Below are 13,929 nucleotides of genomic sequence, written 5' to 3'. Positions count from 1 at the left end.
TCAGCTCGCTCGCGCCAGGCCGACGGTGGGACCGTTGGCGCGGATGCGTTCGCGCGCGGAAATGGGAGTGGGCTTATCCGCCTGCGCATCCACGCTGAACGCGTACGGGTCGCACACCACGGCTTCCTGGCTGCGGGCCCACGTAAGCGACGCTTCCAGGTCGTCGGTCGAGCGGAAGACCTCGGCCTCAGACAAGCTGCGGGTCCAGTCCCTACCCGCCGCCAGGTACACGGGCGCGCCGGTCAACGTCAGGGAACCGCTCAAAACAGCTGGAAGTTGGAGTGCCATGGGGGAAACTTGGTGCAGCTTTCCCAATAAGAAAAAGGCATAATAGTGATGGTTGAGATAACTAGAAGATATGTCACCCTCAGGGTGTGAACCTCAACCAGCTGCGGGTCTTTCAGGCGGTTGCCGATGCCGGCTCGGTCACCAGGGCCGCACGCCAGCTGCGTGTGAGTCAGCCCGCCGTCTCCAAGCAGCTGAAGGAGCTCGAGCTCGCACTCGGGGCAGCGCTCTTCGATCGCGTCGCCCGGGGCATCGAGCTCACCCAGGTCGGCGAGCTGGCACTGAGACACTCTCGGCGGATCTTCGCTGAAGAGCAGAGCCTGGAGGCAGAGCTTGCAGCGCTCCTCGGCGTCGCATCGGGGCGTCTCTCCGTAGGAGCAAGCACGACCATCGGCAACTACTTGGTGCCAGCGGTCTTCGGTCAGTTTCGGCGACTCCACCCTGGGGTAGAGCTAGAGCTGGAGATAGCCAACACCGAGGTCATTCAAAACATGGTTCTCGATAACCGTGTGGATATTGGTCTTACTGAAGGATTCGTGAGTTCCAGCGCCCTGTTGGTCAGTGTCTTCAGCGAGGACGAGATGGTGATGGTCACCGCACCGGGCGATCCGCTGCTTGGTCGAGCGCCAATCGAGTGGAAGGACCTCGCTGAGGTCGCGCTGATCTGTCGGGAGCAAGGTTCGGGGACACGCGCCGTCATCGAGGCTGCGCTCGATGAGCGCGGTGTCCAGCTTCGGCCAAGCATGAGCCTCGGGAGTAACGAAGCGATCAAACAGGCGGTCGCCTCCGGGCTCGGTGTCTCGATGATGTCTCGCTTGGCGGTACGCGCCGAGCTCGATAGTGGCCGCCTCACAGAGGTTCGGCTGCGCGGCGAGCCAATTCGCCGCAGCCTGCACGCGGTGCGTCGAGACGGGCGTCACGCGACGCCGGCGTTAGGGGCCTTCTTGGCGCTTTTGAGCGAGCCTCGAGGGCGACGCCTGCGCGCGCACTACGCGATTTGAGCGAGCGAGTCTGCAGCCTACGTGGCTGAAATAATTCCGCGAGGATAAAAACCGCGCAGTTGCAGGTCGAGGGCGCTCTTCAAAGTTGGCTCCAGGACGTGGTCGAAGTCAAGCATGCCGCTCAACCACTGCAAGAGCACTCCGAAGTAGAGGGCGAAGATGTTGGACGCTGCCTGCAGAGGTAGCACCTCCTCGCTGACCTCGCCGCGTCGCTGGGCGGCCATGACCAAATGTGCGATGCCTTGCAGAAACGCGAGCGTCGTCCCGTGGAGCAGGTCCGTGTTGGGGCCTTGGCTACCAGGAAACACGGCGATGAATTCTCGCGCCAAGCTTTGGTGCTCTGCGTAGTTGTCAAAAACCCCACGGAAAACCCACAACAGTTGATCCAAGAGGCAACTCTCCCGAGGTATAGTCGCGAGCTGGGCGTCAGACACCCGCTGCAATCGCTCTTGGAACACCATGCAGAGCAGGTCGGGCTTGTCCTTCGCGTAGAGGAACAGAGTGCCGGAGGCGATGCCCGCGTGTTTTGCGATCTGCTTGGTCGTCGTCGCGGCGTAGCCCTGACGCGTGAACAGGTCCCAAGCAGCGGCTCGGATGCGCTCACGCTTGTCCTGCTTTTTCTCGGCTCGCCTGGAGCGGGTCGAGTTCCTGGACGGAGGGTCAGTTTTTATGACCATGGTCAATTTGTCGCACAGGACGTTTTAGGCCGTCCAGGCCTTTCCCAGCCCCAGGCTTGAGACTATTAATGACCGTGGTCATTATTGAGGAGGACGCCATGAGTTCCAGTTACCGTCGTTCCGACACCCTCGCAGTCGCTCGGCAACAGTACTTCGAGGACAATCATTTCGGTCCCGATGGGGGCTACAACGACCCTTGGGTCGACTTCAAACTCGGGCCGATCCCGTTTCCGTTCCCCAACACGGCTGGCCGCGTTCGCGCCGTCGGGTACCACGACCTCCATCATGTGCTGACCGGCTACCAAACGGATCTCCAGGGCGAGATTGAAATCGCTGCCTGGGAGATCGGCGCGGGGTGCAAGGGCTTCCTCGCGGCGTGGCAGCTGAACCTGTCGTCGATGGGCTTCGCGTTGTTCTTCTCTCCGAGACGCTCGTTTCGCGCGTTCGTCCGTGGGCGTCGCAGTCACTCACTGTACGGATTGGAGCTGCCACAGCTCCTGCAACGTGGAGTCGGGGAAGTGGCTGACGAGCTTGGCGTGGACGAGCCGACGCGCGCGCGAGCGACGGACATCCCGCTCTACGTCATGGCGTCCTTTGCTGGCCTTGTTGCGGGAACCGCCATGCTCGGCGTCTTGATCCCGATCCTACCGTTCGCGTTGCTCGGGATGAACGCCAAGCGCCGCTTGGAGCGAGCGCGTCTCAACGCGACGGCTTGAGCGAGCCCGCCTGCGCGGGGCGCCGCTCTGCCCAGGTCAGGGCATCATCTAGCCAGGTGGGCATGTCTCGCGCAAACTGGTGTCCCACCTTGCCAAGACTCATGAAGCGGGTTTCGACACCCGCGCGCTCGAGCCGCGAAGATTCCGCGCGGAGGTGCGGCGCGCTGCCGTCGAAGTCGCCAGCGGCGAGCACGACGCGCTGCACGCCGTGGGCTTTCAGCTTCTTTGCGTCGGGGTAGATGCGCCCAGCGATCAGCACGAGTGCGTCGTAGCGGCCGTGGCCGTTCTGCGCCACCTCGAGGGCGGTGCTCGCGCCTAGAGAGAAGCCGATCAAAGTGCGAGGGGTATCCTGGGATACATCCTGGCCCGAGAGCGCCCGCTCCGTCGCTCTCTCTACTCGTTCGACGCGTGTCTTCCAGTTCCACGTAGCTCCGCCACCATTGCAACCGATGCTCGCCTGAGGGCAGAGCAACCAGGCATCGTCGGTTGCCGAGGCAAAGCTGGGACATTCGTTCTGAGGGACGTCGCACATGCCGTGGAGCATGATGGTGACCCGAGCGCTGAAAGCTGCACGCGACGTTGCCGCGGGGGTACGTAGCAACACTGCGTTGTCAGCGGGCGTGGCTTCCAGCCATAGCCAGCTGGGTTTGACCTGAGGAGCGGCGGCCGTGGGTTTGGGGGGGAGGGGAACGCCGCGGGTCGTCGTGGCTTCACGTCTTGGCGTTGGGTGCGCATCGATGACGTCCACGTGAGCCGCCCGCGGGCGGATGACGGGTTGTTCGAACGGATCGCGCTGGGTGGATTTTGCAAGGACCGGGATGCTCACGAGGCACAGCAAGAGGGGAACCAGCGATCGTAGCCAGCGGTTACTCGGACTACGTGGCGGACGAGCCCAGGCCGGCGCTGTCGCAGACCTGATGACTGACGCAGGTCGGCCTGCGCCACGTTGAGGATGTGACATGCGAACCTCGCTTCGTTGTATCCGGGAGGCAACGTGATGGCGCGTATCGGAGGGCCGCCCCGGTAGCGCCGGGAATGGCGGCTGCAACACCCACGTGCTCGGGGTCGATGCGAGACACATCTCTTCACTTCGAGTTTGTGTGACAGGGCTCGTGAAAGATCCGAGTGGCCTTCGCCTTGGCTTGCGGCGGGACTCTCGGGCGGACATTATTTGTCACGCGGCGGCCGTCGCCCCTAGAGACTGCACGCCCGCCCAGTGCTATCTGTGTGTGCAGGATGACGGACACACGACTAGAGGGTGATGGGCGTTTCGGGCTGGCTGAGAGCTTCGGAGCTGTTTCGGCAGCCGGTGCGCTAGAGGCTGGGGGCGAGCGCCGCGAGCTGCTACTTCACACGACGATTGGTCCACACAAGACGGCGCTCCGCACCGGGCGGGGAGCGGTCTCGAAGGGTCGAGGTCGGAACGCAATGGGCAGGAGTGACACTCAACAGTCGAGTCTGTTCGCCGGATTGGTAGAGGAGGCCCCACGCCTCGGAGCTGACGCTCAGCTGCGCTTCGACCTCGCGCAGACGGATGCCGTGGAGTGGCTGCGCACTCTCGAGGATCAGAGCGTGGATCTGGTGATCACGGATCCTCCCTACGAGTCACTGGAGAAGCACCGTGCGGTGGGCACCACCACGCGTTTGAAGCACAGCAAGGCTTCCAGCAACGACTGGTTTCAGATCTTCCCCAACGCACGTTTCCCCGAGCTGTTCGCGGAAGTCCATCGCGTGCTGAAGAAGCACCGCCACTTCTACCTGTTCTGCGATCAGGAGACGATGTTCGCCGCCAAACCGATCGCGGAGGCTCAAGGCTTTCGCTTCTGGAAGCCGCTCGTCTGGGACAAGCAGAAGATCGGGATGGGGTACCACTACCGATCTCGGTATGAGTTCATCCTGTTCTTCGAAAAGGGCAAGCGAAAGCTCAACGACTTGGGCGTGCCGGACGTCTTGTCCTTTCCTCGGATCCACAAGGGTTACCCCACGGAAAAGCCCGCGGAGCTGTCAGAGGTCCTGGTCAGTCAAAGCACCGCTCCGGGGGAGCTGGTGGTTGACCCATTTTGCGGTTCCGGTTCGGCTGGAGTCGCGGCGCTACGCCAAGGGCGCCACTTCATGGGATCGGACATTTGCGACGAGGCGATCAAGATTTCCAAGCAGCGCTTGACAGAGGCCGGGGGGCAGGCGACTCACGGCCTCTCGCGCTGGAGGACGGATTGACAGGGAATCAGTACCGGCGGCTCATCGCTAGCTACTTGCAAGCCGCCTACGGCGATCGCGGCATTCAGATCTACGAAGAGGTGAGCCTCGGCACCTCCATCATCGGCAAGCAGCGCCGGGTCGATCTATTTGTGCTCCACGTGTCGAGCAGCGTCGGGCTTGCGGTGGAGTGCAAGTATCAAGACTCCCCGGGCACAGTTGACGAGAAGATCCCTTACGCTCTCGAAGACCTGCGTTCGATGCGCATGCCTGGCGTGATCGTCTACGCCGGAGCTGGGTTCTCCGAAGGAGTGCTCCACCTGCTCCAGTGCGCGGAGCAGTCGGCCTACTGCCTCCCAGGGGAAGAGCTGAAGCCGGTTGGCAGGCGCCAAGGCGATCGTATCGACTCTGGAACGTGGCAGCTCGACCACGTCTTGGCCCAGACGTTCCGCTGGTGGGACATCGTGCTCAGCGAACGTAGGCTGTACCAGCCTTGAGAGTGCGCTTGGTTGCAGCAGCGCGTCGCTGTAGCGCTTAGTAGCGGCGGCCAGGTTGCCGCGCTGCTTGGTCGGCGCGCCGCTCAGTTTACTTTGGGGGCGCGCTTAGGCCGCTCTCGAGCTTCCCCAATGCGCGCATCCCTGCCTCACGGAAACGCTTGCCGAGGTCACTAATGAGGTCGTGGCGGGTTGACTCGCGGAGGCGACGGGCTAGCGGTGCATCGCTGATGTCGCTGCGTACGTCGATGCTCCACTGACACAGTGCTTCCGGCTCTCCAAGCTCGTGAATCGCCACCCAGCCAAGCATCAGGCCGGGGCCCCACTCTGGCTTGCGCTTCTTCGGGTTGTGGAAGAAGTGCGGCTCGACGTACAGCTTGACGTGGAATACTGCCGCGAAGCGTCGCTTTGCGAGGTGGCCAAGTTTGTCCAGCGCGAGCTCTCCATCACGCCTGGAGCGCAAGCGTCGCTTGGCGCCTGCCTTCGAGGTGGGGTCGTAGTGCGGTTCGAGCGCTTCCAGATCGCGGCTCGTCAGCTGCTTGGTCAAGCGAAGCGGCAAGAGCTGCCGGGTGTCGATGCGATCGTCTTCCGTGAGCAACACCAGCTGATCCGCGTCGCTGTCGCCGCGCGCCAAGTTTGGGCAGGCGCTATCGTTCGGTTTATTGGGTAGTTCCCAGCTTACCCGCTCACGGTTTTCGATCTCGTGGCGCTTGAACGCCACGCGCTCGGTTAGCGCGATGAGTTCTTCGTCGTGTCGGCTGGTTACCTTCGACGCAGCCGAGAGCGAAGGCGCGTCGTCGCTGCAGCCAGCACACAAGGACGCGAGGCACAGCAACGCGCTGACGACTGAAGACCTTTGGCCCACACTGAGTGCCTAGCTCGGCTCGCTCGACATGGACAATTAACGAGCAGGATGGACGATCACCTGAACGAGCCGCTCCAGCCGCTGTGGCACCAGAGACTGCGGATCTTGCAGTGACCGAGGAGCGCCCTGCACTCACCTGTCCCAAGTTGCTTCGCCTTCCAGTGTTCCTGCTACGTCAGAGCCGCCCGGTCCCGACTCTTGCCTCGTTCGCGTGTGCCCGGCGCGAATCGAGCGAGTGCTGTTTGGAGCTATCTTCCTGGGATTCTGGAGGTATCGCGAACACGACTTCGAGACGAAACGAGACTGACCGGTCGAACGGTCGCTTTTCCAGCTGCGCTTCCCTCTTACTGCTTCCGCTACAACCACATCCACCCCTAATATCGCCGCCAATGGGTCCGCGGTTCAGGAGTCGTTTCGTACGCGACGTGATCGATGCGCTTGAGCGCAGTGACGCGTCTGTGCCGATGCGTCTCGCTGCACGGCTCATCCCGCGCCTCATGCGGTCCCTGAGTGACCACGTCTACAACGCAGCTGACCCGCGCAGCACCATGTCGCTCGTCGAGGCAGAGGAGCTGCTCTTGGGTATCGATGCCGCGTTGGGAGACGGCTCAGGCAAGGTACTGGAGAGCGCAGGCTTCGTCCTCGGCTCTCGCTTGCTCTCTCATCGCGGAAGCGTGGTCGTTCCCGGAGACGTGGTGCGCACCATCGCACGTTTGCGTACCCCGGTTGAGCTGCCCTACGAGGGGGCTCGCGTGGTGTTCGACCTCACCGAGACGGACGTCGGGTTCGAGCTTGCGCTCGGTGTGCTTGGCCACCCACGGTCGACGCGAATCCTGCGCCACCTGTGCGTTGGCTACGTGAAGGCCGCCTACACGTTCGGTCACAATCGCAATCCCGAAGAGCTGAAGCTGTTCGCTGACGTGATCGGCGATCGCGCGAGCATCTCCGGTCGCTTCAGGCAGCCGAGCATGCTGCCGCCGCCAGCGCCGAGCGCGGGTGCGCAGTCCGGAGCACCCGGCCCCCGCCGCAGCCTGAGCAAGAGCCGTATCCCGGCAGCCGGCAGCCTAAGCGCGGAGGTCGATCGCATCTTCGAGCGCACGACGTTGCCCCCTCAGTCTCGACGCCCTGGCGCTCGCTCATCATCCAGTTTCCGTGCGGTTCGAGAATCGCAACCACCGCCCGCATTCGACCGCGAGAGTTCCTCCCCCCCACCTCCGCGTACTGCCGCAGATCGTCAAGACGGACGTCCAGCTTCGGAAATCCGTCAGCGTGGAGACATGGGAAAGAAGCCTGGCGGTGGGAGGACTACTGGTTCCACAGGGCAAGGCTCTACGGGACGTGCGCCGTCTGGGGGCTACGCCGCTCCGCGCTACCCCGCTGGGCAGTACCCGGTGGTGCCGTCCTCACGCGTCCCGGCTGATGCGGAGCGGCCGCGTCGAGAGAGCATCTTGCCTCCGCCCCCTGAGGCGCGGCCTCAGTCCGGTTACAACCTGCGGCAGAACCCGATCTCGGGTTCGTATGAGCTTCGTCAGCAGAGCGAGCCTGTGCTGCGCGAGTCAGGGGGCTTCCCCGTGCGGCGACCGAGCAGCCCCCCGGAGCGTGCGAGCTCGGGTACTTTCCCTGCCGGGGACGATCGCCAGACACCGGTGTACCCGTACGAAGACGACGACGAGCTTCTGCGCGGTTTGCGTCGCCGGCGCTGAGTCAGCGAAATAGGAGTCGAGTTCGGGCGCCGCGGAGCGCGGTCAGTCGGAGTTCAGCTGATTGTCGCACGCCGGGTCCATCGGGCCGCCACGCACGACCAGCCAGGTGCCACTTTGCTGCTCAAGGTAGAGGAACAGGGTCTTTCCCTTGTCCGTCTCGAACTCCATGCACGACTGCCCCCCAAACGCGAGATCGTAGCTGGTCGCTTCCACGCTCTTGGCGCCCGCAACTTCATTGGCGAAGAACTGCTGGTCAAGCGCTGCGCCTGGCGCGCTCAAGGAGCTTAGTCGTGCGGAATCTTTCGTGCGCGCCGCTTCGAGAAACGCGGCGGCCGCCCGATCGCGATCGACACCCTTCGGCGCGACGACGAACCACATGAACGCCGCGATACCGAAGCTGATGAGCGCTGACATCAGAGCGACCCCGGCGAGCATGAGCGACTGCTTGGCCTTCATCGGTGTGTGGCCAGGGCCGTGCTCGACCATCGAAGTCGTAGCGCGCTTTGCGGCTCGTTGCTCCGTTAGGTGTTTGTTCAGAAAGACGGCGGCCGCGCCGAGTTCCGCCACGCCGAATGCTGCCACGACCAAACAAACTTGCCCTGCGGTCATGCTTCGACCCTAGCCAATCCTGGCGTAGAGCGCTGCCCTGTACCTCCGCCCGACTTGCGCACTAGCAGGATGCTGAAAAACTCCTGCGAGGGCCATGGGCGGCAGATGATCGTCGCCCCTGCACGATGGCTTTCTTGGATCGCCCTTGCCGCGATGTAGCCTCGATCAATGTACCACGCGGCAACGTCGAGTTCGGCCACGAGGTCCTCCACCGCGCTCGTCTGTTGTTTGGCGCGGGTGTTTTTCAGCGCAGGCTAGTCGCGCAGGTCGTCGATGCAGTAGGGGTCGTTTGCGTTTGCGCGCACGATTCGCCAATCGCTTGGCTTCTGCATGTAGACGTAGTGAGGCCGTGGGTCGCTGTCGAAGAAGACTTCGACGCATGCGTCACTGGAAAAGCCGATGTTGTTCGAGCCCAGGCGATGTGCCCCGCTCTTCTTCGCCCGCGCTACGAACTCCGGTGTCACTTGCGCGCCAGTAGCACTGAGTGAACTAATCCGGGCGGAATTGTCTGAGCGGACGGCGTAGATGAACTCCGCGAGGGTGTCGTCCCGAGCCTCCTGGAGCGGTCCCAGCCACAAACCCAACATGGCAGCGAGTGGCAGCGTGATGGCGCCGTTCACGCCCAGTACCGCGACGATTAGCAGTGAACGCCCTGGCGCATAGATGGTGGCTTGGCTTGGGTCGTGCGGATCGTAATAGACAGGAATCGCGTCTCCGACGTTCACGCCAGTCTGAATGCCCGCTCGCACCTGGTAGGGCTGGCCGCCAACCAAGAGCTGTCCTTCGGGGCTGAACTGCACCGTGCCTATGCGCGAGCTGGAGTCCGGGTCGACCTTCGAGACCACACCTTGGGTCGTGGCAAAGCGCTTCCTGGTCTGGTAGCGAAACCAGAACCAGATGCTGGTTGCGATGAGGCAGAGCCCCATCATCAGCACCAGGACCCCCAAAAGGCTCAGACTCACCCCAGTCAGTGTAGCGGGTACTCCGCTGAGAGTTCTTCGGCTTCTGCCTGACCGCGCCTCAGTCGTCCAGATCGTCAATGCAATGAGCGTCTTTGGCGTTTGCGCGCACGATTCGCCAATCGCTTGGCTTCTGCATGTAGACGTAGTGAGGCCGTGGGTCGCTGTCGAAGAAGACTTCGATGCATGCGTCACTGGAAAAGCCGATGTTGTTCGAGCCCAGGTGGTAGGTGCCGCTGCGTGCCACGCGATCCAGCCATTCTGGCGCCACCTTTGCGCCAGGGACGCTCAGCGCGCTTATTCGTGCGGAATCACGCAAGCGACTCGCTTTGATGAAAGAGCCGAGTACTTCATCCCTGCTGGCTTGCAACGGCCCGAGCCACAACAGTAGCAGCGCGGCAAACGGGAACGTGAGCGCGCCGCACGCACCGAGCGACGCCGCCACGCCCGCGAGGACTCCGGCTCCGCGTAGATTTGCGCGGTGTGGTCGTCGTGGGTCGTAGTGAACGGTGACGGTCTTTCCAACCTGGTGTTCGCCAGTGCTCGCCCCCGCGGTGAAGTGCACCGCTTGGCCGCCAACCAAGAGCTGCCCTTCGGGACTAAACTGGACGGTAACGAACTCACCGCTCGAGTCCGCATCGACTCTCGTGACGATACCCGGAGCAGTGACGTAGCCAGTCTCTTGGCGATGCCGACGCCACATCAAACCCGCTGTTCCGCACATCACCACCCCAAGCAGGAGCACGAACAGGCCGCAGCCGGTCACCCAGTTCACCCTCTGGAGTGTACCCGAGGCCGCGCTCGGGGCGTGGTATGGAGAGACCCTCGGTTTGCCGCGCTACATATTTCGGCGGTACTGCCCGCCCACTTGGTAGAGCGCGTCACTGATTTGCCCCAGGGTGCACACCTTCGAGGTTTCCATCAGGGCCTCGAACAAGTTGGCGTTCTCCACCGCGGCGCGTTGCAGGTTGGTCAGCGCTTGAGCGCCGCGCTGCTTGTTGCGCAGCTTGAAGGCATCCCGGGAAGAGATGGCGAACTCCTTCTCCTCCGTGGTCGACCGAATCACTTCCGCGGGGATAATCGTGGGCGAGCCCTTGTCATCCAGGAAGGTGTTCACACCGACGATGGGCATGCGCCCGTCGTGCTTCAGCTGCTCGTAGTACAGGCTCTCTTCTTGGATCTTGGAGCGCTGGTACATGCGCTCCATGGCTCCCAACACGCCGCCACGTTCGGAGATGTTGCGGAACTCGGTCAACACGGCTTGCTCCACCAAGTCCGTCAGCTCCTCGATGATGAACGCGCCCTGAAGCGGGTTCTCGTTGGTGTTGAGGCCCAGCTCCTTGTTGATGATGAGCTGAATCGCCATCGCGCGGCGCACGCTCTCCTCGGTAGGCGTGGTGATCGCCTCGTCGTAGGCATTCGTGTGGAGCGAGTTACAGTTGTCGTAGAGGGCGTACAGCGCCTGCAGCGTGGTGCGGATGTCGTTGAACGCGATCTCTTGAGCGTGCAGGGAGCGCCCTGAAGTCTGGATGTGGTACTTGAGCTTCTGGCTGCGGTCGTTGCCCTTGTACTTCTGCTTGATTGCCTTGGACCAGATCCTCCGGGCAACGCGTCCCATCACGGAGTACTCGGGGTCCATGCCGTTGGAGAAAAAGAAGCTGAAGTTCGGCGCAAAGTCGTCGATGTTCATGCCTCGGGAGAGGTAGTACTCGACGAAGGTGAAGCCGTTCGCCAAGGTGAAGGCGAGCTGGCTGATGGGGTTCGCTCCGGCTTCAGCGATGTGATAGCCGCTGATCGACACGGAGTAGAAGTTCCGTACGCGGTGGTCGATGAAGTACTGCTGGATGTCGCCCATCATGCGCAGGGCGAACTCCGTGGAGAAGATGCAGGTGTTTTGCGCCTGATCCTCCTTGAGGATGTCCGCCTGCACGGTGCCGCGCACGCGAGACAGCACGTCCGCCTTGAGCTTGTTGTACGTCTCCAGCGGCAAGACTTCGTCGCCGCTGACGCCAAGCAGCAATAAGCCCAAGCCATCGTTTCCTTCGGGAAGTGATCCGCTGTACTGGGGGCGGGGCAGGCCGCGCTCCTTGTAGAGCGCGTCCATCTTGCTCTCCACGTCAGCTACCAGGCCTTGCTCGCGGATGTAGCGCTCACAGCCTTGGTCCACCGCAGCGTTCAGGAAGAAGCCGAGCAGCATCGGCGCGGGGCCGTTGATGGTCATCGAGACGCTGGTCGAGGGGCTCGACAGATCGAAGCCGCTGTAGAGCTTCTTTGCGTCGTCAACGTTGGCGATGGAGACACCGCTGTTGCCGATCTTGCCGTAGATGTCCGGGCGGTGATCGGGGTCTTCGCCGTACAACGTCACAGAATCGAACGCCGTGGACAGCCGCTTGGCGGGTAGACCGCGGGACACGTAGTGGAAGCGCTTGTTGGTGCGCTCGGGGCCGCCTTCGCCGGCGAACATGCGCGCGGGATCTTCCCCTTCGCGCTTCAGGGGGAACACCCCAGCGGCAAACGGGAACTCGCCCGGCAGGTTCTCCGTCAGCAGCCAGCGCAGCACATCACCCCAGTCTTCATGACGAGGCAGCGCGACCTTCGGCACCTTGAGATGAGACAAGGACTCCGTGAACAAGCTCTGCTTGAACACCTTGTCACGCACCTTGTACTCGTAGAAATCCGCGCGGTAACGCGCGACGGTGGCCGGCCACTCGGTGAGCAGGCGCTTGCACTCGCGGTCGAGCTTGGCCTCGATCTCGATATAGCGATCGACCAGCGCCTTCCTGGTCGCGTCCCCTTCTTCGCTCTTCAGGTCCGGCACCAAGGCGCCGACTTCGCGCTTGTTTTGGGGGGGAGGTGCGCCGTTTGTACTTCCAAACAGACCTAGCGCGCCGTGCAGCTGGTAGAGGGCGCTGGCGTAGCCCGCCTGGGTGTCCACGAACTCGTCGTAGGCTTTGCTGCTGTCGCAAATCTCCGCGAGGTAACGCACCCGCTCAGGCGGAATGACGTAACGCTTTTCGCTCTCCGCAGCGGACAGTTCCCGTTGCGGTCCGAGGGCGTTCGCGCCGGTCTTCTCCGCGATGGTCTGCATCAAGCGCTGGTACAGCTGGTTCGTCCCCGGGTCGTTGAACTGAGAGGCAATGCTGCCAAAGATCGGCAGCTCGTCGTCGCTCGCTTGAAACAGCTGGTGGTTGCGCTTGTACTGGCGGCGCACGTCACGCAAAGCGTCCAGGCTGCCGCGCTTGTCGAACTTGTTGATGGCGATCACGTCGGCGAAGTCGAGCATGTCGATCTTCTCGAGCTGCGTGGCTGCGCCATACTCGGCGGTCATCACGTACAGCGCGACGTCCGAGTGCTCGGTGATTTCCGTGTCGCTCTGACCGATGCCGCTCGTCTCGACGATCACCAGATCGAAGCCGGCGAGCTTCGCGAGCTGGATGCTGTGCTTGACGTAGCGGCTGAGGGCCAGGTTGCTCTGACGAGTTGCTAGAGAGCGCATGTAGATGCGATCGTCGTGGATCGAGTTCATGCGGATGCGGTCGCCAAGCAGGGCGCCGCCGCTCTTCCGCTTGGAGGGGTCGACGCTGATGATCGCCAGGCGCTTGTCCGGTTGATCCAGCAAGAAGCGTCGCACCAGCTCGTCCACCAGGCTCGATTTGCCGGCGCCGCCGGTGCCGGTGATGCCCAGGACTGGAGTCTTGATCGCCTCGCTCTTGGCGCTGAGCGAGTCCTGGAGTGCCTGTGTTTCCTCGGGGTAATTCTCGACCAAGGAGATCAATCGAGCCAGCACGGCTGGTTTGTCGCTCTTCACCTGACCGAGGAGCGGCTCCGCGTCGCTCGGCTTGCCGACGGCGAAATCGCACTGGCGCATGACGTCGTCGATCATGCCTTGCAGCCCTAGCGAGCGTCCGTCGTCCGGTGAGTAGATGCGGTCGATGCCGTAGGCATGGAGCTCTTCGATTTCGCTGGGCAGGATGGTTCCCCCTCCCCCCCCGAAAATCTTGATCCTGGCCCCGCGCTCTTTCAGCAGGTCGTGCATGTACTTCAGGTACTCGACGTGGCCGCCTTGGTAGCTCGTGAGGCAGATCCCTTGAGCGTCTTCTTGGATGGCGCAGTCGACGATCTCCGCGACGGAGCGGTTGTGTCCGAGGTGGATCACTTCGGCGCCCGAGGCTTGGAGGATGCGACGCATGATGTTGATCGCCGCGTCGTGACCGTCGAAGAGCGAAGCTGCCGTCACCAAGCGCACGTGGTGCGTGGGCTTGTAGGGCGACACATGTCCGTTGCCAGATTGGGCGACGGGCTGTTTGCTGGGCTGAGAGTCTTGAGACTCCACGCTTTGAGTCTGGTCCACGAGGGCTTCATAGCGCGATGTGCAGCGCTCAAAAAGCCGTGAAGCACCCCAAGGCGGCCATGTTCAGATCAGG

At 62.8% G+C, this 13,929-nt stretch carries 13 protein-coding genes; 5 read left to right on the top strand and 8 right to left on the bottom strand.

The genetic code is table 11. The features are described 5' to 3' along the window. Window positions 1-288, bottom strand: coding sequence for a DUF2849 domain-containing protein (locus tag H6718_31555; GenBank protein ID MCB9589993.1), 288 nt, complete (start codon window positions 286-288; stop codon window positions 1-3). Between the two features lie 86 nt (window positions 289-374). On the opposite strand from H6718_31555, the gene H6718_31550 reads away from it, so the two are divergent. Beyond that, window positions 375-1,286 (top strand): LysR family transcriptional regulator, encoded by a 912-nt coding sequence (locus tag H6718_31550; GenBank protein MCB9589992.1) that lies wholly within the window; start codon window positions 375-377, stop codon window positions 1,284-1,286. 17 nt (window positions 1,287-1,303) lie between these two features. Here the strand turns inward: H6718_31550 and H6718_31545 are convergent, their stop codons facing one another. Continuing rightward, a complete protein-coding gene (locus H6718_31545; GenBank protein MCB9589991.1) occupies window positions 1,304-1,963 on the bottom strand; it encodes a TetR/AcrR family transcriptional regulator in 660 nt (219 codons plus the stop codon). Between the two features lie 98 nt (window positions 1,964-2,061). Here H6718_31545 and H6718_31540 point away from each other — a divergent pair, with 98 nt between their 5' ends. Further along, the gene (locus tag H6718_31540; protein ID MCB9589990.1) at window positions 2,062-2,679 is read left to right on the top strand and encodes a hypothetical protein; all 618 of its coding nucleotides are present in this window, start codon (window positions 2,062-2,064) and stop codon (window positions 2,677-2,679) included. On the opposite strand, the gene H6718_31535 is transcribed toward H6718_31540, so the two are convergent. Continuing rightward, complete coding sequence (locus tag H6718_31535; GenBank protein MCB9589989.1) at window positions 2,663-3,505, bottom strand: hypothetical protein; 843 nt, start codon at window positions 3,503-3,505, stop codon at window positions 2,663-2,665. The genes H6718_31540 and H6718_31535 overlap by 17 nt on opposite strands. 602 nt (window positions 3,506-4,107) lie before the next feature. Between H6718_31535 and H6718_31530 the strand changes: the two genes are divergently transcribed. Continuing rightward, the gene (locus H6718_31530; protein ID MCB9589988.1) at window positions 4,108-4,896 is read left to right on the top strand and encodes a site-specific DNA-methyltransferase; all 789 of its coding nucleotides are present in this window, start codon (window positions 4,108-4,110) and stop codon (window positions 4,894-4,896) included. Beyond that, on the top strand, window positions 4,893-5,372 hold the full coding sequence (locus tag H6718_31525; protein MCB9589987.1) for a hypothetical protein: 480 nt from the start codon (window positions 4,893-4,895) through the stop codon (window positions 5,370-5,372). Before H6718_31530 ends, H6718_31525 begins: the two co-directional genes overlap by 4 nt. An 88-nt stretch (window positions 5,373-5,460) precedes the next feature. On the opposite strand, the gene H6718_31520 is transcribed toward H6718_31525, so the two are convergent. Further along, window positions 5,461-6,234: a hypothetical protein gene (locus tag H6718_31520; protein MCB9589986.1), complete on the bottom strand. Its 774-nt coding sequence runs from the start codon at window positions 6,232-6,234 to the stop codon at window positions 5,461-5,463. Window positions 6,235-6,731: 497 nt separating this feature from the next. Between H6718_31520 and H6718_31515 the strand changes: the two genes are divergently transcribed. Further along, window positions 6,732-7,937, top strand: coding sequence for a hypothetical protein (locus H6718_31515; protein MCB9589985.1), 1,206 nt, complete (start codon window positions 6,732-6,734; stop codon window positions 7,935-7,937). A 42-nt stretch (window positions 7,938-7,979) separates the two neighbouring features. On the opposite strand, the gene H6718_31510 is transcribed toward H6718_31515, so the two are convergent. The 4 genes from H6718_31510 to H6718_31495 all read right to left on the bottom strand — a co-directional run bounded on the left by H6718_31510 (window position 7,980) and on the right by H6718_31495 (window position 13,856). Continuing rightward, window positions 7,980-8,546 carry a hypothetical protein gene (locus H6718_31510; GenBank protein MCB9589984.1) on the bottom strand — a complete coding sequence of 189 codons (567 nt, stop codon included), beginning with the start codon at window positions 8,544-8,546 and terminating at the stop codon, window positions 7,980-7,982. Between the two features lie 254 nt (window positions 8,547-8,800). Next, the gene (locus tag H6718_31505; GenBank protein MCB9589983.1) at window positions 8,801-9,508 is read right to left on the bottom strand and encodes a DUF3592 domain-containing protein; all 708 of its coding nucleotides are present in this window, start codon (window positions 9,506-9,508) and stop codon (window positions 8,801-8,803) included. A 58-nt stretch (window positions 9,509-9,566) separates the two neighbouring features. After that, the gene (locus H6718_31500; protein ID MCB9589982.1) at window positions 9,567-10,280 is read right to left on the bottom strand and encodes a DUF3592 domain-containing protein; all 714 of its coding nucleotides are present in this window, start codon (window positions 10,278-10,280) and stop codon (window positions 9,567-9,569) included. A 63-nt stretch (window positions 10,281-10,343) separates the two neighbouring features. After that, window positions 10,344-13,856 carry a methylmalonyl-CoA mutase family protein gene (locus H6718_31495; protein MCB9589981.1) on the bottom strand — a complete coding sequence of 1,171 codons (3,513 nt, stop codon included), beginning with the start codon at window positions 13,854-13,856 and terminating at the stop codon, window positions 10,344-10,346. Window positions 13,857-13,929 lie beyond the last annotated feature (73 nt).

This window comes from Polyangiaceae bacterium (genome assembly GCA_020633205.1).
Classification (GTDB): domain Bacteria; phylum Myxococcota_A; class Polyangia; order Polyangiales; family Polyangiaceae; genus JAHBVY01.
The sequence above is the reverse complement of the archived record's forward strand: the minus strand, read 5'-3'. Positions and strand labels throughout refer to the sequence as shown.

Bases quoted from the DNA above. Each gene is read 5' to 3' on its own strand.
- H6718_31540 (MCB9589990.1), top strand. From the start codon at position 2,062: ATGAGTTCCAGTTACCGTCGTTCCGACACCCTCGCAGTCGCTCGGCAA.
- H6718_31515 (MCB9589985.1), top strand. From the start codon at position 6,732: ATGCGGTCCCTGAGTGACCACGTCTACAACGCAGCTGACCCGCGCAGC.
- H6718_31555 (MCB9589993.1), bottom strand. From the start codon at position 288: ATGGCACTCCAACTTCCAGCTGTTTTGAGCGGTTCCCTGACGTTGACC.
- H6718_31510 (MCB9589984.1), bottom strand. From the start codon at position 8,546: ATGACCGCAGGGCAAGTTTGTTTGGTCGTGGCAGCATTCGGCGTGGCG.
- H6718_31530 (MCB9589988.1), top strand. From the start codon at position 4,108: ATGGGCAGGAGTGACACTCAACAGTCGAGTCTGTTCGCCGGATTGGTA.
- H6718_31545 (MCB9589991.1), bottom strand. From the start codon at position 1,963: ATGGTCATAAAAACTGACCCTCCGTCCAGGAACTCGACCCGCTCCAGG.